Source organism: Kribbella sp. NPDC051770 (assembly GCF_040681455.1).
Classification (GTDB): domain Bacteria; phylum Actinomycetota; class Actinomycetes; order Propionibacteriales; family Kribbellaceae; genus Kribbella.
This window is the reverse complement of record NZ_JBFAYT010000004.1, coordinates 591,312-612,187: the sequence shown is the minus strand read 5'-3', so window position 1 is coordinate 612,187 and position 20,876 is coordinate 591,312. Positions and strand designations below refer to the sequence as shown.

Sequence of the window (20,876 nt, the reverse complement as noted above, 5' to 3'; positions counted from 1 at the left end):
AGTCAGCTTGAGGTCAAGAGCCGTACACCTCGTACTCCGAGAGCTGCCCGGCCGGCCAGCCCGTGTTGCCGGTGAAGGTGAGCCGGACGTACCGCGTGCTGACCGCGCTCGGCAGCGTGATCGTGGCGGTGTTTCCCGAACCAGGGTTGAAGGTCCGGCCCGCCGCGCCCGCGAGCTGCGTGTACGACGAGTTGTTGGTGCTGCCGAGCACCGCGATGGTCTGAGTGCGCGTACCCCAGGCCGAGCTCGGCGGGAGCTTCAGCACCAGACGCTTCACCGACTGGTTGCTGCCGAGGTCGACGGTGAGCGACTGCGGCCACGCGTTGTTCGCGCTTTCCCAGTAGCTGTTGGCGTTTCCGTCGACCGTGTTGGCCGGCGCGTAGTTCTGCACCTGGCTGGTCGCGGTGACCTGCTTGCCCGCGGCGAGGTTGCCGGTCGGCGTACCGGGGTCGGTGCCGCCGCCGGTGCCCGGCTCGACCCAGTTGCAGCCGCTCCAGGTCGAGTCCCAGCCGCTGTTGCCCGAGCCGCGGTTCAACGCGAACGTCCCACCGGGGTACGCGCAGTTGTAGACGCCGGCCCGGCCGACGCCGCTGGCCCGCACGTTGCTGACGGTCGCCGACCCGGTCGTCTCGGCCTGGAACGCGAACGTCCCGGCGCCTTCGATCGAACCGCCGTCCACCGTCACGTTCTGCACCGGCCGCCCGGCGCCACCGCCGTCGACGAACTGGTACGCCGACCACGGACTCGCGACGAGCCGGTTGTTGGTCAGCCGGACCTGCGCGTTGATCTGGCTGTCGTACGCGTCGACGCGGATCGCACCGTGCGGATGGTTCTGGCCCCAGTTCGGGTTCATCGACCCGGTCCGGAGCAGCGTGTTGCCGGAGACGTTGATCGTGCCCGCCAGCGGGAAGAACGGCGAGCCGAAGGACTGGTTCGAGATCGCGATCCCGCCGCCGAGCGCGTTGGTGTCGGCGATCAGGTTGTCCCGGACGGTGAGGTCGGTGCCGCCGTAGATCGCGATGCCGTTGGCCAGGTTCGGCTGCACGATCGTGTTGTTGGCGAACGTCGAGCTGCGGTTGGCGGCGTGCAGCGACCAGGCCGCGAGCGCGTCGTCCCCGGTGTTGCGCAGGTAGTTGTTCCGCACCTGCGCGTTGTACGCCGTACCGTTCAGGTTCAGCCCGTCGGCGGTCAGGTCGTAGAAGCGGTTGTTCTCGACGACCAGGTTGTCGTTGTTACCGGTCAGCCAGAGCCCGACCTTCAGGTGCTGCAGCCACAGGCCGGAGACGACCGAGTTCGGGCCGAGGCTGCCGTTGACGAAATTGTCCGGCGAGTTGTCGTTGCGCTCGGTCACCTCGCCGATCACCGCGAAGTCGTGCAGCTTCACGTTGCCGCCGCCGTTCGGGCGGTCGATCAGGTGGTGGCTGAGCAGCACCGAGTGCCAGCGCCCGGCACCGCGGATCGTCACGCCGTCGGGGTTGATGGTGCCGCCGACCTTGAACCGCCCGGCCGGGATCCAGACCGTCCCGCCGGAACCACGGGCGCTGTCGATGGCGCTCTGGATCGCGCCGGTGGAGTCGTTGTTGCCGTTCGGGTCGGCGCCGCGGTCGGTGATCGAGATCGAGCCGCCCGGCTGACCGGCCGGTCCCGCGACGTTCTCGAACTCGACGTCGTCGATCGTGTACGGGCCGGCGGTGTTCTCGCCGTCGACCTGCAACTTGATCTTCGCGCCGGCGTTCACCGTGCGTCCGAGCTGGAGCCGGGCGTGATCGTAGAGCTTGTGGGTCCTCGACCCGGCGATCCAGCCGGTGTCGAGATAGCTGTACTTCGACGTCACGGCGAGCTGCTGGGACAGCTTCTGACCGTCCACGTAGACCGACAGCGTGCCGGTCCGGCCGTCCGGTACGGCGTACGCGACGGTGATCGCGTTGGTGGTGGCGGGCGCCGTGAACTCGACGTACTGGCCGCCGTTGAGCGTGACGGCCTGGCGGTTCGAGGCCTCGGCGGCGAGCGTGCCCTGGGCGTAGCTGGGGCCGATCCGGCTGCCGTTGGTGGCCGAGCTCTCGGCCTCGACGATGGTGAACGGGAGCGTGGCGCCAACCGCCTGGACGGCCTGTGGAGCGGCGGCGGCAGGACAGAGGCCGGCACCGGCGAGCGCGGTGGAGGCGACGGCGAGCAGGGCGATATGTCTGGGGGCGGACATAGAGCACCTTCCTTGGGGGCGGTAAGGAAAAGGACGTCTCTGCGAAATTCTTGACTCGTTCTCCGCAAAATATCCACAGAACCACCGACCTGTCACTATGTCGCGGGTGACGGGGCTACGCGAGCGGTGGAACGACCTGATCCCGGGAGCGGCCGCGCTCGCCGACGACCTGACCGCGCGCTACCGCGCCGACGACCGCCGGGCCTACCGCGACCAGTACCTGCAGCACGTCCTCGACGCCCTCGGCACGCTCGATCAGCTGAGCACCGACCCGACCGCCGTCTACCTCGCCGCCTGGTTCCACCGGGCCGTGCACGAGCGCAGCGGGCTGACCGACGCGGAAGCCTCGGCAGCTCTCGCCGAGGCGACGCTTCCGACGTACCACGTGACTTCGGCGCGGGTCGCCGAGGTCGCTCGCCTGATCCGCCTGACCGGTACGCCGACCGCTTGGTCGGACACGTCGTCCGACCCGAACGGCGACGTCCTGCTCGACGCGGTGAACTCGACGCTGGCCGCGGTGAACTACGCCAACCACGCAGCCGAGGTCCGCCGCGACGCGACCGACCGCGGCACGGCGATCAAGCAGCGGCACGCCGTCGTCCAGGAATTGCTGGACGGACCGATCTTCCGCACCCAACTCGGCCGCGACCGGTACGCCGCCGCCGCGCGCGGCAACCTGAAGGCGGAGCTCGAAGTCCTCGACGGGGAGATCCCGGCGCCCTGGCGGGGCTGGCAGCGCGCGGCGCTGATCGGCCTCGCGGTGATCAGCGCGCTGATCGCCACGGCGGCGGCCTTCGGCGCGACCACCAGGCCGTGGCGGTCGGGGGCACGGGACGAGGCGACCTGGCCGGCCTGGGTGATCGTCGCGGTCTCGCTCGCCGCCGTCCTCGTCCTCCAGAAGATTGCCCAGAGCAACGATCGCCGGTCGCGGTGGTTGGCCGGTGGGATCGTGGTCGCCGCGGCGGCCGGTCTGCTGATCACCGTCCTGCTGATCCCGGACCAGACTCCGTCGACCGGTCCGGGTGGGCGGGTGCCGCTGGTGGTCCTGAGCCTGGGGTTGCTGGTGATCGGCGGTCTGACCGCGCTCGCCGCGAACGCGCTGACGGCGCCACTGCCATCACGCAACCACGGTCAGGTGGTCGCGGCCTTGGGGACCGCCGCGGTGGTGGTGGCTGCCGCGGTGCTGGTCGCCGATCCGGCGGGCCGCGCATACCTGCTGCGCGCGAACGAGCAGGTCAGCGGATCGGCCGCGCCGGAAATCCAGGCGCCACGGTCCGACCTGAGCGGGCGGATCGCCTGGGAGAGCCCGACCACCTCACTGCGGTCGGACGCGGTCGCCGACGCGGTGGAGACCCGGTACGGCATCGCGATCTCGCGGCAGAGCGGCTCGATCGAGCTGCTCGACCCGGCCACCGGCGACGTCCGCTGGCGGCACACCCGCTCCGACACCGCCGCACTCCCCACCCTGTACGCCGTGAGCGACGGCCGGCAGTTGCTCGCCGACTTCGACGACTTCGGGTACCTGCTGCTCGACGCCTCGACCGGCAGGCGCGAGGCCGCCTGGCCGGAGTCGACCCGCGACCACGCGGTCGAGCACCCGGACCCGCTGCTCACCGGCGAGCAGGTCTCCCGCGGATCGGACAAGCTGCGCGGCGTCGACCCGGACGGGAACGAGCGCTGGACCTTCGAGCCCGGTCGTTGCACGAGTATCGGCGCGACCGCGACGGCGAACACCGTGGTCACCTTCCTCGGTCACAGCTGCGGGCAGCGGCCGTCCGAGCTGACCGGGCTCGACCTCGCGAGTGGCAAGCAGCTGTGGAACCGCCCGGCGAACTGGCGTGGCGTGACCCGGCTGGTGTTCGGCGATCTGGTGGTCGCGATCGAAGCGCAGCAGGGAACGCGCGGCATCCTGGTCGCGCTCGACGCGCGCACCGGCGAGGTGAAGTGGCGCTTCGACCTGCCGGACGCGTGGGCCTGCGACAGCAAGCTCGCGGCGGCCGGCGGACAGGTCGTCCTGCTCAACTGCCCGTCGGCGTCGACGCAGCACAGCACGGTCGTCGCGACGGTTCTCGACGCGCGGACCGGAACCGTCGCCTGGCAGCGGACGGTCGCCGGGGATCTCAGCCTGCCGGTCTCGGTCACCGACGACGCGCGGATCGTGGCACTGCGGCCCTCCACCACCGGCTGCGACGTGACCGTGCTGGCCCAGGCCGCCGACCGCCGCGTGGCCCTGCCCGAGGAGGTCGACTGCAGTCAGGGAATCCATGCCCTAGGCAACCAACTGTTGGTCTCCGGTGAGGACGCCGTGATCGCCCTGCGCTAGCCGCCTCCTCACCCCTGGTGCGGCAGCAGAATGCCCGGGCTGAGGATTCCTCTCGGATCCACCACCTGCTTCACCGCCAGCAAGCTCTCGATCGCCAGTGGACCGACCTCCTCGGCGTACGCCTCACGGTGGTCGGTCCCCACGCCGTGGTGATGCGTGATCGTCCCACCCGCCGCGCCGATCGCCGTACTGGCTGCGGTTTTCGCTTGTTGCCACTGCGCCACCGGGTCGTCGGTCTGCGCGCACACCACCGTGAAGTAGAGCGAAGCCCCCGTCTCGTACACGTGCGACACATGACAGAGCACCAACGGCGGCGTCCCCTGCTCACCCAGCGACTTCACCAGCGCATCGGTGACCGCAGCCTTCAGCGCCGGCAGCTTCGACCAGAACCCGGCCGTCTCCAGCGTCTCCACGAGCGCCCCCTCGTCGAGCAGCGGGTCGCGCAGGTACGGCGCGCGGTAGCGCCCCTTGCGCCAGGTCTCACCCGGCTCCTCCCCGAGCGGCTCGCCTCCTGCTTGGGCGAGCACCTCCGCGACGGCAGCACGCCGTACGGCGGTCGCCGTGCCCTCGAACCCGACGATCACCTGCACGCCGCTCGCACCCCCGAGCACCTCCGGATCGGCCAGGTTGACCGCCGTCTCGGCCTCGTCGGACAGCCGCAGCACGGTCGGCAACGGTCCGTCCTGCGCCAGCCGCCGGATCGCGTCGAGCCCCTCGGTGAAGCTCGCGAACCGCCACCCCTCGAAGGACCGCTCGACCGGCCGTGGCCGGATCCGGACCAGCACCGACGTGATGATCCCGAGCGCGCCCTCAGACCCGAGCCACAGCTGCCGCAGGTCCGGACCCGCCGCGGACATCGGCGCCCGCCCGAGCTCGACCGTCCCGCGCGGCGTCGCCACCGTCACGCCGACCACCATCTGGTCGAACCGCCCGTACCCCGCCGACGACTGCCCACTCGACCGCGTCGCCGCGTACCCACCGATCGAGGCACCCTCGTACGACTGCGGGAAGTGCCCGAGCGTGTAGCCCCGCTCCTTGAGCGCCGCCTCGGCGGCGGTTCCCCGGACGCCGGCCTCCAGGCGGGCGGTCCGCGACACCTCGTCGATCTCGCTGACCCGGTCGAGCCGCCTGAGATCCACCGCGATGAACTGCTTGGTCGGCACCAGCCCACCCACCACCGAGGTCCCACCCGCGTACGGCACCACCGCGATCCCGAGCCCGGAGCAGATCTCGAGCAGCCGCAGCACCTCGTCGTGCGACCCCGGGTAGACCACCGCCTCCGGCATCCCGCTGCGGTCACCGGCCCGGTCCTTCAACAGATCAGGAGTGGAGTAGCCGCGCGTGTGGGCCCACCGAGCGGCGAAGTCGACCTGTACGTGCTCAGCCCCGAGGAGCTCCATCAGCTCCTGCGGAGCTGCCCCGGCACGCGCGTCCGCGTCAGGCCCGTCGGCGCGGGCGCCCGGCCCTCCCGCCCCCTCCGCTTCGCGTCGGCGCACCCCGAGGTGCTGCAGCGCAGCGAGCGCGGCGGGCGGCACCTCCACCGTCTGCGCCGGGTCTCCCCAGCGGCCCGGCGTGAGTTGCACCACCGGGAGGTCGGACTCGGTCATACGGGGCTCCCCATCGGTGGGTTCGGGAGGTACCGTCCGACTGTTCCGGCACCTCGGAGTCGCTGATACACTCTGACGCGTGATGTCTCAGCGTAGCAGCGACCTCGAGTCGACCCCGTCCGGCCGCCCGGCGCCCGCGAACGCGATCGGTGAGGAGCGGATCCTCGACGCGGCGTACGAGCTGCTGCTCGCGATCGGGATGCGCCGGATGACGATGGCCGACATCGCCCGGCACGCCGAGGTCTCCCGCGCGACGCTCTACCGGCGCTGGCCGAACGTCCAGGCCGTCGTCGCCGCGCTGATGACGCGGGAGTGGACGACCGCGCTGATGTCCGCCTTCCAGCCCGAGGCCGTCGACGGCCGGGCCCGCCTGGTCGAGGGGGTCGTCGAGGTGGTCGGCAAGACCCGGACGCACCCGCTGATGCGCAAGATCATCGAGCTCGACCCCGAGTTCCTCACGCCGTACCTGCTGGAACGCCGTGGCAGCAGCACGGTCGCGCACCTCGCGCTGGTCGCCGAGGGCATCAAGGCCGGTCAGGCCGACGGCTCGATCCGCACCGGCGACCCCGACTGGCTGTCGCGCCAGATCATCCTGGTCTCGCTCGCCTCCGCGGTCTCCGGCCCGGTGCTGGCGACCCACGACGAGTACCCGCACCTCGACGAGGAGCTCCGCGCGATGCTCACCCGGTACCTGGAGCCCTAGATGATCTCGGTCGGCAACTCCAGCCTGAACGCGGCCCGCCGCACCAAGGAGCTCGACTGGCTGGACACCCGCCGGAAGGTCGACGTCCTGGTCGTCGGCGGCGGCGTGACCGGCGCCGGTGTCGCGCTCGACGCGGCCGCGCGCGGGCTGACCGTCGCGCTGGTGGAGAAGCACGACCTGGCCTTCGGCACGAGTCGCTGGAGCTCGAAGCTGGTCCACGGCGGCCTGCGCTACCTGGCCTCGGGCCACGTCGGGATCGCCTACGAGAGCGCGGTCGAACGCGGCATCCTGATGAAGACGACCGCGCCGCACCTGGTGCACCCGGTCCCGCAGGTCGCACCTTGGTTGCCTGAGGCAAGGTTCATGCAGGCGGCGCTGCTCCGCTCGGCGTTCCTCGGCGGCGACGTGCTGCGCACCTTCGCGCACACCAGCGACGACTTCCTGCCGCACTCGCGCCGGGTCAGCTCGGCCGAGGTGCTGCGCTACGCGCCGACCGTCCGCCCGCACGGTCTGCGCGGCGGCTTCCTGACCTGGGACGGCCAGCTGTACGACGACGCCCGGCTGGTCGTCGCGATCGCCCGCACCGCCGCCCTGTACGGCGCCCGCGTACTGACCCGCTGCGCGGCCGAGCAGGTCACCGGCCAGGGCGCAGTCGTCGTCGACCAGCTGAGCGGCCGGCGGATCGACGTGGCGGCGCGGATGGTGATCAACGCGGGCGGCATCTGGGCCGACCAGGTCGCCACCGGGATCAAGCTGCGCCCGAGCCGCGGGACGCATCTGGTGCTGCCGCAGTCGGTCTTCGGCGAGCTGTCCGCCGTACTGACCGTGCCGGTGCCGGGAGAGCCGCGGCGGGTCGTGATGGCGATCCCGGCGCCCGACGGGCGGGTGTACGTCGGGCTGACCGACGAGGACGCGCCGGGTCCGGTCAGCGACGTGCCGGAGGCCAGCGACGCGGAGATCGACTTCCTGCTCGGCACGATCAGCGCGGCCGTCCGCGAGCCGATCACCCGCGCCGACCTGCTCGGCACGTACGCCGGGCTGCGCCCGCTGCTCGACACCGGGCACCACCGCGGCGAGGACAAGACCGCCGACATCTCCCGGCGGCACGCGGTGATCACCGGGGCGGACGGGCTGGTGACGATCGTCGGCGGCAAGCTCACGACGTACCGGCGGATGGCGCAGGACGCGCTCGACACGGCGCTGAAGCAGTCCTCGATCGAGGTCCGCCGGCCGTGCCTGACGCACCGCATCCCGCTGGTCGGCGCCGCCGACCGCTCCCGCCTCGCGACGGTCCGCGCGCCGTCGCGCTTCGTGCAGCGCTACGGCATCGAGGCTCCCGAGGTGATCGCGGGGGACCGCGCGCTGCTCGAGCCGGTCGCCCCGGGCCTGGCCACCACGCACGCCGAGCTCCGCTTCGCCGTCCGGCACGAGGGCGCCCTCGACGAGAACGACGTCCTGGACCGCCGCACCCGGCTGGGCCTGTCCGCTTCGGACCGCGCGCTGGCCCTCCCGGCAGCCCAGGCAGCCTTCGCCGCCGTGTGAACCTTCAAGTAGCTGCCCACGCCAGGCGCACACCACCGATCCCCAGCCCCACCCCAGTCGCCCCTTTCCTTCCCTTGCTTTCCCCACATCCCGCCCCGATCGCCTGTGGACAACCCGATCCCGCACCCAGGACTGAGATAACTTGTGGGGTAACGGCGACCTGGGGAGGTGGGGATCGTGAGTCAGCCGTATGGCCAGGGTCCGTACCCCGGCAGTCACCCGCAGAACGTCGGCCAGTTCCCCGGCGGTCCGCCGCCCGCTGCGCCGCCGAAGTACCGGACGCTGCGGCGCCTCGCGCTGGTCGCGGTCGCCCTGATGGCCGGCACCGTGCTCGTCAGCGTCATCCAGACGATCCTGATGTGGAACTCCTACGAGGACGTGAAGCGGCTGATCTACGGCCTGTTGTCCGAGGACGAGATCGACCAGGGCGCCGAGGCGGTCGTCGGCGCGGGACCGCTGCTCGACGGGCTCGGCTACCTGTTCGCCGCGGCCGGCATCGTCGTGGTGATCTGGCTCTGGCAGGCCCGCGAGAACACCGAGATCCTCAAACCGCCGTTCGCGACGACGTACCAGGGCGGCTACAACACCGGCAACGGCGCCCACCGGCACTCCACCGGCTGGACCGTCGGCGCCTGGCTCTGCCCGATCGTCCAGTTCTGGTACCCGCTGCAGGTCGTCGGCGACGTCGTCCGCGCCAGCGAGCCGCCGAACCAGCCCGGCGTCGCCCGCTCCGGCCGGATCCGCGCGCTGCTCTACGGCTGGTGGGCGGCCTGGGTCGCCTTCTGCGTCGTCGCGGTCGGCAGCGGCCTGTTCGCCGGGATCAGCTTCGTCACCTGGATCGTCCGCCTGGTCGACCGCGCCGACGAGGCCCGGCTGACCGGCGACTACGTCGACATCTACGACCTCCAGGACTACCTGGTCCGCCTCGCGCTCGGGATCAACATCGCGTTCACGGTCGGCACGCTGCTGCTGATCGTCGCCGGCGCGACGTTCTCGCTGCTCCTCCTGCAGATCAGCAGTTGGCACGACGACCGGATGCCGCAGTCCGGCGTACCGCTGGGTCCGACGCTGCCGTACAACTCGCCGTCGTACCTGCCGCCGGCCGACACGACTCCGCAGTACGCGCCACGTCCCGCGCAGTCCAACCCGTACAGCTACGGGCCTTCGCCTGCCCAGCCGCCCTCGGCACAGCCGCCGCGCCCCGGCGGCCCGTACGGACCCGGCGGGTACGGCGGCACCACCGGCTCCAGCCCGAACGGCCCGGGCCCGACGCGTCCTGCGGACCAGAGCCCGCCCGCACCGCGCGCGGACCCGCCGCGGTCGCCCTGGCCGACCCGCGAAGGCGGCCCGCCCGAGTACCCCGCCGGCTCTCGCTGACCCTCAGCTCAACCGCAGCAGCACGGCACTCGCGTCGTCGTGCCGCTTCCCTCTGAACGCGCCTGGTTCTGCCGCGGCGTCGTACGCCCGGACCCGGTCGATCAGCTCCCGAGGCCCGCCGGTCTCCAGCACCCCGACCAGCTCACCCCACGAGTGCCCGTACCGCTCGGCGTACCGCGAAGCCCCGTCAGTCATCACCGCCACCGAAGCGACGTCCGCCCGCGCCGTCACCCCACTGACCGCCTCGAACGCCGCATCCGGCCGCGTACTCGCCACCCAGAACCCACCCGCCTGGTTCCGCGCCTTCCGCACCGCCTCGACCGTGTACTCCGGCAGGTAGTCGACCCGATCGTCCACCACCGCCGTCACCTCACCCCCGGGCGCCCGCAGCACCACCGGCGAGTCCGCCAGCACCAGATGCTCGACGCTCTCCGCCCCGACCCGCACCATCGCCACCGTCGACGACGGACTGTCCGGGTTGCTCAGATCGCACGTCCCGACATGAAGCTTCCGCACCCCGTCGATCGCCCCCGCCAGCAACTCCACCAACGAGTCCGCCGACCGCCCCACCAGCGGAAACGACAACTCCATCCCCAACTGCCGCACCAACCAACTCACATCGTGCCGACACCCGGACTCCACCCCAGCCGGCGCCGTAGCCCCATCCAGCACAACCACGAAGTCCGGCCCCGTCACCACCAGGTCCTCGTTGACCCCACCAACCCGATCAGGGGCACCCTCACAAACCGACCAGATCTCCACAGTCCCCATTCAACCCGGCTGCTAAGCGTTCGCCTCCTGCGGCTCCGACGCAGCGTGCGCCCCCCACGTATCAACCAGCGACTGATCAAGCGAGACCTTCGCCTTCCACCCCACCGTCTTCTCGATCAACCCCGTATCCGCCTGCTGCCACGGGACAGCATCCGCCGGCGACCCCGCATGCCCCGCGTGCACAACCCCCTCGACGACCTTCGCCCCCGTCCCACTCAGCTCGATCAGCCGGTTCACCACATCCCGCGCCAGCGCAGCCTGACCCGACCCCACGTTCAGCACCGGCGGCGGCTTCTCCTCCGTCAGCGCCACCGCAAGCACCGCGTCCGCCACATCCCGCACATCGACGTAGTCCCGCCAAGCCTCCAGCGATCCCATCTGCAGCGTGTCCGTCTCCCCGACCTGCCGCACCACCCGCCCGAGCAACGTGCTCCCCGGCGATCCCGGCCCGCTGATGTTGAACGACCGCATCACCACAGCATCAGCACCGTTCCGCCGAGCCCGCAGCACCAGCTCCGACCCCGCCAGCTTCGTGAACCCGTACGCCGCCCCCGGCTTCAGCTCCGACTGCTCGTCCTGGCTCGTCCCGTGCGGCGCACCGCCGTACTCCGCGGCCGAGCCCAGCTGCACGAGCCGCGCGTTGTTCGCCGTCCGCTGCATCGCCGAGAGCAAGGCGTCGACCGCGACCACGTTCCCGCGGGTCAGCGCGACGGCGTCGCCGTGCGTCGCGGCCGCGGCGTTGACGATCACGGTCGGCTTGTACATCGCGAGCAGCGCGTCCAGGGCGTAGCAGTGCCCGGTGGCGAGGTCGAAGCGCCGGTGTGGGTCGCCGGTGCTCCGGGTCATGCCGCGGTGCTCGATCCCGCGGTCGCCGAGCTGCGCGCAGATCTGGCCTCCGAGGAAGCCGCCGGCGCCGAACACCATCACCCGCTCCGATCCGGTCACCCGGCCCATCTTGCCCGCTCCGGTTGACGATCGGAGGAACGTTGTCCGTCGGGGTCGTCACAATGCTGAGCACAGGTCCCGCGCCGCGGGGCCGAGAGGAGACCTTGTGGCCAACCGCCGTGCGCCCGCGACCGAGTCGACCGTCCGGGACTGGGACGACGCCGACCCGTCGGGGCAGACCTACTCCCGGGTGCTGTTCCTGGACTCCGACCTGACCGAGGTCGCCAACACCGGCGGCGTGTTCGAGGAGTGCGTGTTCCGCGGCGTCCGGTTCAACGCCTCGACGCACACCGACGCCGCGTTCGTGAACTGCACGTTCGCCCGCTGCTCGTTCTTCGACACCACGTTCACCCGCTGCAAGCTGATGGGCAGCACGTTCGACGACTGCACGTACAACCTGCTCGAGGCTGACGGCGGCGACTGGTCGTTCACCAGCCTCCCGGGCGAGGACCTGCGCGGCGCCGAGCTGGCCGGCGTGAAGCTGCGCGAGGCAGACCTGACCGGCGTACGAGCGGCGAAGGCGTCGCTGCGCAACGTCGACCTGTCCGGTGCGATGCTGCAGCGCGCCGACTTCACCGGCGCCGATCTGCGCGGTTCGGACCTGACGTCGCTCGATCCGCTGACGGTTCAGCTCCGGGATGCGATCATCGACCTGCCGCAGGCGATGGCGATCGCGCAGGCGCTCGGGCTCGAGGTCCGGCCCTGACTGTGGACAGCTTCAGAGTTATCCCCCGATTCGTCCACAACCTGTGGATAACTTCCCACTCTCCGTGGTCGAGAGGCCGTCGTACGCCGGAATCGGTGACTCAGCGCAGCCGAGCGACCGGCCGGAGCCGACTCGTCCGCTGAATCATCGCCGGCCGAGACGTCACATCGGTTCGGCGATGCCGGGCCGGCGGACGCCCGCGCGTCGTCAGCAGCGCGGCATGCTCCACGACGTACTCGGGACTGGTCAGCGGCCGGGTCCGGTTCAGCGCCTGTACGCCGGCCGCCAGCCCGACGCCGGCGAACGCGCCGGCCGTGTTCGCGATCAGGTCGTGCACCTGGCACGAGCGCCCGAGCTGGGGGACCAGCGCCTGGACCGCCTCGACGGACGCCGACAGGCCGATGCCCGCCGCGATCCCGTCGGCCGGACGCCCGCTGGCCAGCGTCAGCATCCCCGCAGCCGGGACGAACAGCAGCACGTTGAGCAGCCCCTGGAGCGAGGTCAGTCCGCCGGTCGTGGTCAGGTGGGTGCCGCAGACCCCGATGCCGCCGTGGTGCGCGGTCGGGCTCAGCGTCGCGGCCAGGACCAGCGCGAACGACGCGGGCAGGAACAGGGACGCCAGCCGGGGGACGAGCCGGTCACCACGCCGCCGGACCGCCGAGACGGCGATCGGGACCGCCATTCCGGTGAGAACGAGCCACGTGTCCAGCAGGTGCGGGATGCCGCGATAGGTCTCGAGCACGTATCCGGATCCTCCGTCGTCAACCGGCCTCACGCGCGCCCGAGCGGACCCCGCGCGAAACACAACGTCAGTGGTTCTCGCCCTCGTTGGTTTCCTCATCAGACGATCGGTCGGCGGCCGACCCGCTCGCCAGTCCCCTCCGGACATCTGCACGCACCCGCAAACAAACGGTGGTCACCCCGTGACAATCCGTGGTGGAACTGTCACCGCGTATCGGGGCCCAAGGCAACATCCATCGGCGGTACCGGGCCGCCGGGCGCTCGACCGTGCGCCTTCGCGATGGCACCATTTCGAGGGTGAGCACCTCGGACGACGCGCAGCGGCTGCGGGACCTCAAGCTGCTGCGCCGGGTCCGGGACCGGATCGACCGCGAGTACGCGCAGCCGCTCGACGTCGAGGCGCTGGCCCGCGGCGTGAACATGTCGGCCGGGCACCTGAGCCGCCAGTTCAAGCTCGCGTACGGCGAGGCGCCGTACGGGTACCTGATGACCCGCCGGATCGAGCGGGCGATGGCGCTGCTGCGGCGCGGCGACGTGAGCGTCACCGACGTCTGCTTCCAGGTCGGGTTCTCGTCGCTGGGGACGTTCAGCACCCGGTTCACCGAGCTGGTCGGGATGCCGCCGAGCGAGTACCGCCGGCAGGTCCGGCCGCCGGTAGAGCCGCCGTCGTGCATCACCAAACAGGTCGCCAGACCGATCAGGAATCAAGAAGCCCCGCAGGCTTGGCCGCCAGTAGCGTGAACGCCATGGACATCAAGATTCACGCCAGCTTCCTGCCGCACGAAGACCCCGACGCCTCGATCGTGTTCTACCGCGACACGCTCGGCTTCGAGGTCCGCAACGACGTCGGCCAGGGCACGATGCGCTGGGTCACGATCGGCCCCGAGGACCAGCCGGACACCCAGATCGTGCTGCACCCGCCGCTCGTCGACCCCGGACTGACCGACGAGGAGCGCAAGACCATCACCGAGATGATGGCCAAGGGCACCTTCGCCACCATCGTGCTCGCCACCAGGGACCTGGACGGCCTGTTCGACAAGGTCCAGGCCACCGGGGCCGAGGTCATCCAGGAACCGACCGACCAGCCGTACGGCGTCCGCGACTGCGCGTTCCGCGACCCGGCCGGCAACCACGTCCGCATCAACCAGGTCGGCTGACACCCCGACGTACCGACCGAGCCGCGACCACCCGACCGACGGAGCACCGATGACCCCGAGAGCCACCAAGACCGCCGCGAAGAAGGTTGCGCCGAGTCGGGCGCGGCCGGCGTACGACGCTGACAGCCACGACCTGATCCGGGTGCACGGTGCCCGGGAGAACAACCTCAAGGACGTCAGCATCGAGTTGCCGAAGCGGCGGCTGACGGTGTTCACCGGTGTCTCCGGGTCGGGCAAGAGCTCGCTGGTCTTCGGCACCATCGCCGCGGAGTCGCAGCGGCTGATCAACGAGACCTACAGCACCTTCGTCCAGGGCTTCATGCCGTCGCAGGCGCGGCCCGAAGTGGACGTGCTGGAGGGGCTGACCACCGCCATCATCGTCGGCCAGGAGCGGATGGGCTCGAACCCGCGCTCCACGGTCGGCACGGCGACCGACGCGAACGCGATGCTGCGGATCCTGTACAGCCGCCTCGGCAAGCCGTACGTCGGGTCGCCGCAGGCGTTCTCGTTCAACGTCGCCTCGATCAGCGGCGCCGGCGCGGTGAAGATCGAGAAGCACGGGCAGACCGTCAAGGAGCGCCGCAGCTTCTCGATCACCGGTGGCATGTGCCCGCGCTGCGAGGGCCGCGGCTCGGTCTCCGACATCGACCTGACCCAGCTGTACGACGAGAACAAGTCGCTGTCCGAGGGCGCGTTCACGATCCCGGGCTGGAAGTCGGACAGCTTCTGGACCGTCCGGGTGTACGCCGAGTCCGGTTTCGTCGACCCGGACAAGCCGATCAAGAAGTTCACCAAGAAGGAAATGCAGGACTTCCTCTACAAGGACCCGGTGAAGGTCAAGGTCGACGGCGTCAACCTCACCTACGAGGGACTGATCCCGAAGATCCAGAAGTCCTTCCTGTCCAAGGACGTCGAGTCGATGCAGCCGCACATCCGCGCGTTCGTCGAGCGGGCGGTCACGTTCACCACCTGCCCGGAGTGCGAGGGGACGCGGCTGACGCCGGAGGCGCGGGCCTCGAAGATCAAGGGGATCAGCATCGCCGACGCCTGCGCGATGCAGATCAGCGACCTGGCCGAGTGGGTCCGCAAGCTCGACGAGCCGTCGGTCGCGCCGCTGCTGTCGGCGCTCGGCGAGACCCTCGACTCGTTCGTCGACATCGGCCTGGGCTACCTCAGCCTGGAGCGCCCGGCCGGCACGCTGTCCGGCGGCGAGGCCCAGCGGACCAAGATGATCCGGCACCTCGGCTCACCGCTGACCGACGTCACGTACGTCTTCGACGAGCCGACGATCGGCCTGCACCCGCACGACATCCAGCGGATGAACGAGCTGCTGCTGCAGCTGCGCGACAAGGGCAACACCGTCCTCGTCGTCGAGCACAAGCCGGAGACGATCGCGATCGGCGACCACGTCGTCGACCTCGGCCCCGGAGCCGGTACGGCGGGCGGCCAGGTCGTCTTCGAGGGCACCGTCGAGGACCTGCGCACCGCCGACACCCTGACCGGCCGGCACCTCGACGACCGCGCGTCGGTCAAGGACGAGGTCCGTACGCCGACCGACGTCCTGGAGATCCGCGGCGCGAACACGAACAACCTGCAGGACGTCGACGTGGACATCCCGCTCGGCACGCTCGTCGTCGTCACCGGCGTCGCCGGGTCCGGCAAGAGCTCGCTGATCCACGGCTCGGTCGCCAAGCGCGACGGCGTGATCTCGGTCGACCAGGGCGCGATCAAGGGGTCGCGGCGGAGCAACCCGGCGACGTACACGGGTCTGCTGGAACCGATCCGCAAGGCGTTCGCGAAGGAGAACGGCGTCAAACCGGCCCTGTTCAGCGCGAACTCCGAGGGCGCCTGCCCGAACTGCAACGGCGCCGGCGTCATCTACACCGACCTCGGCATCATGGCCAGCATCACCACCACCTGCGAGGTCTGCGAGGGCAAGCGCTTCTCCGCCGACGTCCTGGAGTACACCTTCGGCGGCAAGGACATCAGCGAGGTCCTCGCCCTGCCGGTCGCCGAGGCCCTCGACTTCTTCGCCGACGGCGACGCCAAAACCCCCGCCGCCCACAAGATCCTGCAGAACCTGTCCGACGTGGGCCTCGGCTACATCAGCCTCGGCCAGCCGCTGACCACGCTGTCCGGCGGCGAACGCCAACGCCTCAAGCTCGCCACCCACATGTCCGAGAAGGGCGGCATCTACGTCCTCGACGAACCGACCACGGGCCTCCACCTGGCCGACGTCGAACAACTCCTTGCCCTGCTCGACAAACTCGTCGACTCCGGCAAGTCAGTCATCGTCATCGAGCACCACCAGGCCGTGATGGCCCACGCCGACTGGATCATCGACCTAGGCCCCGGCGCCGGCCACGACGGCGGCCACGTGGTCTTCGAGGGCACACCCGCGGCTCTGGTCAAAGCCCGCAAGACGCTGACCGGCAAGCACCTCGCCGAGTACGTCGGCTGACTTTGGGGCCGACAGCCTTCGCAGTGGTGCTGGTGATCGCCCTGATCATCAGCACCCAACTGCTCATGCTCCAGGAACGCGGTCGCCCGCTCGCCAAACGCCTCCGCGACCTCGGCTGGGGCGGCGACGCTTTCGGCCTCCTCTGGATCGCCTTCCTGCTGCTCGGCGGAATCGCCGCCTTCATCGGCAGCTTCTTCGACCACCCCGGCCCCGCGGCCGCCATCGGCATGGCCCTCGCCCTGGCCTGCTGGAGCACCGCCGTCATCCTGGCCCACCGAGGCAATCCAGGCCCCGGCAAACACACCTCGAGTTGATGCCCTACTTGTTGCCGACCCACCGGTAGTACGAGTCCAGATCAACATTGCCGCCGCACACCACGGTGGCGACCTGCCGCCCCGCGAACCGCTCGCGATCTTCGAGGACCGCAGCGATCCCCAACGCCGCCGACGGTTCGACGATCAGCCCCGCGTCCTGCATCAGCAGCCGCATCCCCGCGACGATCGATTCCTCCCGCACCAGTACGGCGTCGTCCGCCACCACCAGCAGGTCCTCCAGAACCTCCGCGATCGGAAACCGCCCCGCCACCCCGTCGGCGATCGTGTCGGCCGACTCGGTCGTGACCACGCGCCGTTCCCGCCACGACCGCGTCATCGCCGGCGCGCCCATCGGCTGCACACAGATCACCTCGACCTCCGGCGCGAGCTCGTTCATCACCTGCCCGATCCCGGTCGCCATCGCCCCACCCCCCAAGGCGATCAGCACCACGTCGAACGGCGTCCCGCTCTCCACCAGCTCGAGCCCGATCGTCGCCGCACCTTCACAGGTCTCGAGGTCCAGGCTGTCCTCCAGCAACCGGATCCCGTCGTACCGCGCAATCGCCGCCGCCCGCTCCCGAGCCAGCTCGTGATCCCCGTCCACCAACTCCAACCGGGCCCCCAACGCCCGAATCCGCTCCAGCTTCACCCGCGGCGCGAACCGCGAAGCCACCACCGTCACCTCGAGCCCCCGCCCACGCCCCGACCACGCGAGCGCCTGCCCGAGATTCCCCGCACTCGCGCACACCACGTCCCGCTGCCCACCGGCCACCAACTGCCCGACCACCAACTCCGTCCCCCGCCCCTTGAAGCTCCGCACCGGGTTCGCCGTCTCCAACTTGATCCCCACTCCACACCCGAGCCGAGCCCCCAACGGCTCACACCCGAAGAACGGCGACCCGAGAAACACCGGATCGATCCCCACCCGAGCCGCTCTGATCCGCCCCACGTCAAGCCGAGTCGTCGCCACCCCTCGGAGCCTAGTTCGCAGCCTCAGGTGCCGTACCGCAGCCCACCCCGCCCAACTCCGTCCACCCGCACGTCGTCGAACATCCCATCCGACAACAACGCCCTGGAGTCTCGAATGCCGTCGACCCGCTACCTCTACCTCACCCGCCACGCCGAGGCCCACCCCGACGAATCCACCCTCACCACCGCCGGCCGCCAACAGGCCACCCTCCTCGGCCAACGCCTCCGGGACGTCCCCCTCACCACGATCCACCACAGCCCGTTGCCCAGAGCAACCGAAACCGCAGACCTGATCGCCGACGCCCTGCCCGACGTCCGTCTACACCCCACGATCGTCGCAGGCGACTACATCCCGTACGTCCCCCAACGCGACGAACTCCCACCGACCTCCGCCGACACCTTCCTCGACTTCCTGGCCCAGTCCACCCCCGAGGACCACCGACTCGGCGCCCTCCTAGCCCCTCAAGCCCTGACCCACTTCACCGGGCCTACCCCCGGCGCGGCCCCCGTTCACGAACTCGTCATCACCCACAACTTCCTCATCGCCTGGCTCGTCCGCGACGCCCTCGACGCCCCACCTTGGCGTTGGCTAACCCTCAACCACTGCAACGCCGCCCTGACGGTCATCCGCTACACCCCGGACCGCCCCGCGTCCGTCCTCCTCTACAACGACATGCAGCACCTCCCCACAACGCTGCAGTGGACAGGCTTCCCACCAGACCTTCTCTTCCACGCCTAACCGTTCAGATAGCCGTCGACCTCGCCCAGAACGTCGGCCAGCGGCCGCTGCATGTCCACCTGCAGGTAGTTCCCCGACGGACGCTGAACCCGCCCCATCCATTCCCGAAAGAGCGCCGCACCGTCCACCGGCTCCTCACCCAGATCCACCGGCGGACTGTCCATGCCGCGCCGGTGAGTCCGCAACCGCGGCCGCCGAGCAAGCCTCTGCTCGAGCAACTCCAGATCCTGGACCTGACACTCGACGTACCTGTACGCCGCACCGCCCGCCCGCGCGATCTCCATCCCCTCACTCACGATCCGCGGCCAGAAGCACGGACTGTCCATCACCACGCAATGCCCCTGGGCAAGCACATGTCGCGCCTGCGCGTACATCACCTCGTACGCCGCCTTGGTGCTGCCGTCGAGATCGAACCCCGCATCCAGAACAGCAGACTTGATCACGTCGTAGTCGACAACGACCGCACCAAAGGCCTCGACGACATGAGCGGCGACCGTGGACTTCCCAGCCCCCGGAACACCCGACATCTGCAGCAGAAACATCTCGCCCCTTCCAAGAGCACGAACTCATACTGCCGTGCCGACCACCGAACTGCCCGCTAAGCTGCGGCCAGCGTCAGAGCCCGAAGGAGGTGGTCCACATGCGTAGTTCCCACGCGGTGCCGCCTCGCTGGTCCACCCAGCGGCTCTGACCCTCCCGGGGCTCATCGCATCCGACAGCATGCGAGGAGTACCCCCTTGAGTTCAGTCGACCAATCAGAAGCCCTCACTGCGGCGCGCGCCCTGTTCCAGCACTACCCATCCAGCTACTGGATCGCCGGCGGCTGGGCCCTGGACCTGTTCGCCGGCCACGTCCGCCGCTCCCACGGCGACGTCGACGTCCTGGTCCTTGCCCGCGACCTCGACCAGCTCGCCACCACCTTCACCACCCCACGCCCGTCGATCCAGGACCCTGAAACCGGCAACCGCCGCGCGTGGCTCCCCGGCGAACAACTGACCCCCGGCCCCAACGCCCTCGTCTTCCCCGACGGCCTCCACCCGTCCCCGATCCAAATCCTCTTCGCCGCCTCAGAAGCCGACCAGTGGATCTACCACCGAGGCCGCGGCGCCATCCGAAAGCCCCTCACCGAGATCACCCTCACCTCACCCACCGGCCTCCCGTACCTCGCCCCGGAGATCGTCCTCCTCTTCAAGTCCCGAGGCCCCCGCCCCAAGGACACCGCCGACTTCACCGACGTCGCCCACCTCCTCGACCCAGCCCGCCGCCGCTGGCTCCTCGACCGCATCGCGCCGCTCCACCCGGACCACCCCTGGCTGCCGGCCCTCAGCTGACCAGCAAGTGGGGCACAGGTTTCTACCCCGCTGGCATGTCCTCGTTAGGGCACGCGGAGGGCACAAGAGATCGTGACCAGGTTCAGGACCTCGTGGGCCATTCTTCGCGGAGCAACGCGTACGTGAAGCCGTCGTGCCATGTGCCATCGCGGTGCAGTGCAGTGGAACGGCTGTGCTCTTCGCGGCGCAGACCTAGGCGCTCCATGAGGCGCCAGGACGCGATGTTGTCGGCAATACATCCCGCGTGAACCCGCCGCAGCTCCAGTTGATCGAAACACAGCTCGATCGTGGCTCTGACGGCTTCGGTGGCGTACCCCTGTCCTCCGTACGCCGGGTCGAACATCCACCCAAGTTCGGCCTCCAAGCCCTTGGCGTGGATCGCAACGTCCAGCTGCGCCCAACTGTCGCGCGGCATGATCATGATGTGACCGATGACGGTGGAGGCACGGAGAACCATGACGTGCGTCGTGTTGCTCACCTTGTCCTCCATCGCGTCGCGGAGTTCTTCGCGCGTGCGCGGTGCCCAGCCGAGCCAGTGCTGGACCTGCGGGAGCCGTTCGTAGGCCCACAAGGCATCCAGATCGTCAGGCGTGTAGGCACGGAGAGACAGGCGCTGCGTGCTGACCGGCCACTCGATGGGCGTCACGCCGGAGAGGATAGCCAGCTCGAGGGCGGCTCTTGGCAGTCGAGATTGCATGGGCGGCCTCTGTTCTGCCCCGGCACAACCCGGACACCCGCAGACCACCCCAGCCACAGAGTGGTCACTGAGGGCGCTAGCCCGCACAGTTCGCGCGCCAAGCGCCGGGGTGGGTGGGAGCACGCGGAGCTGTCGCCTGGAGGAGCGGAGCGACGGAAGGCGGCTGCGGAGTGCGCGTGGGGTTGACTGATCAGCGCGGGGGAGAAGATGTGGTGGAGACGAGGGGACTCGAACCCCTAACCCCTGCCTTGCAAAGGCAGTGCTCTGCCAGTTGAGCTACGCCCCCGTGGGGG

The 20,876-nt window shown here is 70.2% G+C and carries 19 protein-coding genes and 1 tRNA gene; 11 read left to right on the top strand and 9 right to left on the bottom strand.

The features are described from left to right. Window positions 1–13: 13 nt before the first annotated feature. A complete protein-coding gene (locus tag AB0M01_RS17755) occupies window positions 14–2,200 on the bottom strand; it encodes a discoidin domain-containing protein (protein WP_363670544.1) in 2,187 nt (728 codons plus the stop codon). A gap of 106 nt (window positions 2,201–2,306) precedes the next feature. On the opposite strand from AB0M01_RS17755, the gene AB0M01_RS17750 reads away from it, so the two are divergent. Beyond that, entirely contained in the window at window positions 2,307–4,523 is a 2,217-nt protein-coding gene (locus AB0M01_RS17750; RefSeq protein ID WP_363670542.1) for a PQQ-binding-like beta-propeller repeat protein, read from the top strand. A gap of 8 nt (window positions 4,524–4,531) precedes the next feature. On the opposite strand, the gene AB0M01_RS17745 is transcribed toward AB0M01_RS17750, so the two are convergent. Then, window positions 4,532–6,130: an FAD-binding oxidoreductase gene (locus AB0M01_RS17745; RefSeq protein ID WP_363670540.1), complete on the bottom strand. Its 1,599-nt coding sequence runs from the start codon at window positions 6,128–6,130 to the stop codon at window positions 4,532–4,534. An 82-nt stretch (window positions 6,131–6,212) separates the two neighbouring features. On the opposite strand from AB0M01_RS17745, the gene AB0M01_RS17740 reads away from it, so the two are divergent. From AB0M01_RS17740 to AB0M01_RS17730, 3 genes are all read left to right on the top strand, one after another. Then, window positions 6,213–6,833 (top strand): helix-turn-helix domain-containing protein, encoded by a 621-nt coding sequence (locus AB0M01_RS17740; RefSeq protein ID WP_363670593.1) that lies wholly within the window; start codon window positions 6,213–6,215, stop codon window positions 6,831–6,833. Beyond that, on the top strand, window positions 6,834–8,375 hold the full coding sequence (locus AB0M01_RS17735) for a glycerol-3-phosphate dehydrogenase/oxidase (RefSeq protein WP_363670537.1): 1,542 nt from the start codon (window positions 6,834–6,836) through the stop codon (window positions 8,373–8,375). A gap of 177 nt (window positions 8,376–8,552) precedes the next feature. Next, complete coding sequence (locus tag AB0M01_RS17730) at window positions 8,553–9,752, top strand: DUF4328 domain-containing protein (RefSeq protein WP_363670535.1); 1,200 nt, start codon at window positions 8,553–8,555, stop codon at window positions 9,750–9,752. Between the two features lie 3 nt (window positions 9,753–9,755). Here the strand turns inward: AB0M01_RS17730 and AB0M01_RS17725 are convergent, their stop codons facing one another. Both AB0M01_RS17725 and AB0M01_RS17720 read right to left on the bottom strand, forming a co-directional pair. Beyond that, entirely contained in the window at window positions 9,756–10,523 is a 768-nt protein-coding gene (locus tag AB0M01_RS17725) for a protein phosphatase 2C domain-containing protein (protein ID WP_363670533.1), read from the bottom strand. A 12-nt stretch (window positions 10,524–10,535) separates the two neighbouring features. Then, window positions 10,536–11,468, bottom strand: a complete 933-nt coding sequence (locus AB0M01_RS17720) for an NAD-dependent epimerase/dehydratase family protein (RefSeq protein ID WP_363670531.1) — start codon at window positions 11,466–11,468, stop codon at window positions 10,536–10,538. Window positions 11,469–11,574: 106 nt separating this feature from the next. Between AB0M01_RS17720 and AB0M01_RS17715 the strand changes: the two genes are divergently transcribed. After that, window positions 11,575–12,174 (top strand): pentapeptide repeat-containing protein, encoded by a 600-nt coding sequence (locus tag AB0M01_RS17715; RefSeq protein ID WP_363670529.1) that lies wholly within the window; start codon window positions 11,575–11,577, stop codon window positions 12,172–12,174. A gap of 100 nt (window positions 12,175–12,274) precedes the next feature. Here AB0M01_RS17715 and AB0M01_RS17710 read toward each other — a convergent pair whose 3' ends face one another. Next, on the bottom strand, window positions 12,275–12,916 hold the full coding sequence (locus AB0M01_RS17710; protein ID WP_363670527.1) for a VanZ family protein: 642 nt from the start codon (window positions 12,914–12,916) through the stop codon (window positions 12,275–12,277). A gap of 296 nt (window positions 12,917–13,212) precedes the next feature. Between AB0M01_RS17710 and AB0M01_RS17705 the strand changes: the two genes are divergently transcribed. The 4 genes from AB0M01_RS17705 to AB0M01_RS17690 are packed head-to-tail and all read left to right on the top strand — an operon-like array spanning window position 13,213 to window position 16,847. Then, complete coding sequence (locus tag AB0M01_RS17705; protein ID WP_363670525.1) at window positions 13,213–13,656, top strand: helix-turn-helix transcriptional regulator; 444 nt, start codon at window positions 13,213–13,215, stop codon at window positions 13,654–13,656. A 5-nt stretch (window positions 13,657–13,661) separates the two neighbouring features. Further along, window positions 13,662–14,072 carry a VOC family protein gene (locus AB0M01_RS17700; protein ID WP_363670523.1) on the top strand — a complete coding sequence of 137 codons (411 nt, stop codon included), beginning with the start codon at window positions 13,662–13,664 and terminating at the stop codon, window positions 14,070–14,072. A gap of 49 nt (window positions 14,073–14,121) precedes the next feature. Beyond that, complete coding sequence (locus AB0M01_RS17695; RefSeq protein WP_363670521.1) at window positions 14,122–16,533, top strand: excinuclease ABC subunit UvrA; 2,412 nt, start codon at window positions 14,122–14,124, stop codon at window positions 16,531–16,533. Window positions 16,534–16,559: 26 nt separating this feature from the next. Continuing rightward, window positions 16,560–16,847 (top strand): hypothetical protein, encoded by a 288-nt coding sequence (locus AB0M01_RS17690; protein WP_363670519.1) that lies wholly within the window; start codon window positions 16,560–16,562, stop codon window positions 16,845–16,847. Between the two features lie 4 nt (window positions 16,848–16,851). On the opposite strand, the gene AB0M01_RS17685 is transcribed toward AB0M01_RS17690, so the two are convergent. Beyond that, entirely contained in the window at window positions 16,852–17,817 is a 966-nt protein-coding gene (locus tag AB0M01_RS17685) for a pyridoxal-phosphate dependent enzyme (RefSeq protein ID WP_363670517.1), read from the bottom strand. 114 nt (window positions 17,818–17,931) lie between these two features. On the opposite strand from AB0M01_RS17685, the gene AB0M01_RS17680 reads away from it, so the two are divergent. After that, a complete protein-coding gene (locus AB0M01_RS17680; protein WP_363670515.1) occupies window positions 17,932–18,555 on the top strand; it encodes a histidine phosphatase family protein in 624 nt (207 codons plus the stop codon). Here the strand turns inward: AB0M01_RS17680 and AB0M01_RS17675 are convergent. Then, window positions 18,552–19,097: an ATP-binding protein gene (locus AB0M01_RS17675; protein ID WP_363670513.1), complete on the bottom strand. Its 546-nt coding sequence runs from the start codon at window positions 19,095–19,097 to the stop codon at window positions 18,552–18,554. The two genes, AB0M01_RS17680 and AB0M01_RS17675, sit on opposite strands and share 4 nt — an antisense overlap. Window positions 19,098–19,292: 195 nt before the next feature. Between AB0M01_RS17675 and AB0M01_RS17670 the strand changes: the two genes are divergently transcribed. Next, the gene (locus tag AB0M01_RS17670) at window positions 19,293–19,886 is read left to right on the top strand and encodes a hypothetical protein (RefSeq protein ID WP_363670511.1); all 594 of its coding nucleotides are present in this window, start codon (window positions 19,293–19,295) and stop codon (window positions 19,884–19,886) included. A gap of 82 nt (window positions 19,887–19,968) precedes the next feature. Here the strand turns inward: AB0M01_RS17670 and AB0M01_RS17665 are convergent, their stop codons facing one another. Both AB0M01_RS17665 and AB0M01_RS17660 read right to left on the bottom strand, forming a co-directional pair. After that, window positions 19,969–20,532: a GNAT family N-acetyltransferase gene (locus AB0M01_RS17665; protein WP_363670509.1), complete on the bottom strand. Its 564-nt coding sequence runs from the start codon at window positions 20,530–20,532 to the stop codon at window positions 19,969–19,971. 261 nt (window positions 20,533–20,793) lie between these two features. Continuing rightward, window positions 20,794–20,869: transfer RNA gene (locus AB0M01_RS17660), tRNA-Ala, on the bottom strand. Between the last annotated feature and the right edge of the window lie 7 nt (window positions 20,870–20,876).

Bases quoted from the DNA above. Each gene is read 5' to 3' on its own strand.
- AB0M01_RS17755 (WP_363670544.1), bottom strand. From the start codon at position 2,200: ATGTCCGCCCCCAGACATATCGCCCTGCTCGCCGTCGCCTCCACCGCG.
- AB0M01_RS17745 (WP_363670540.1), bottom strand. From the start codon at position 6,130: ATGACCGAGTCCGACCTCCCGGTGGTGCAACTCACGCCGGGCCGCTGG.
- AB0M01_RS17740 (WP_363670593.1), top strand. From the start codon at position 6,213: ATGTCTCAGCGTAGCAGCGACCTCGAGTCGACCCCGTCCGGCCGCCCG.
- AB0M01_RS17735 (WP_363670537.1), top strand. From the start codon at position 6,834: ATGATCTCGGTCGGCAACTCCAGCCTGAACGCGGCCCGCCGCACCAAG.
- AB0M01_RS17725 (WP_363670533.1), bottom strand. From the start codon at position 10,523: ATGGGGACTGTGGAGATCTGGTCGGTTTGTGAGGGTGCCCCTGATCGG.
- AB0M01_RS17700 (WP_363670523.1), top strand. From the start codon at position 13,662: ATGGACATCAAGATTCACGCCAGCTTCCTGCCGCACGAAGACCCCGAC.
- AB0M01_RS17695 (WP_363670521.1), top strand. From the start codon at position 14,122: ATGACCCCGAGAGCCACCAAGACCGCCGCGAAGAAGGTTGCGCCGAGT.
- AB0M01_RS17680 (WP_363670515.1), top strand. From the start codon at position 17,932: ATGCCGTCGACCCGCTACCTCTACCTCACCCGCCACGCCGAGGCCCAC.
- AB0M01_RS17675 (WP_363670513.1), bottom strand. From the start codon at position 19,097: ATGTTTCTGCTGCAGATGTCGGGTGTTCCGGGGGCTGGGAAGTCCACG.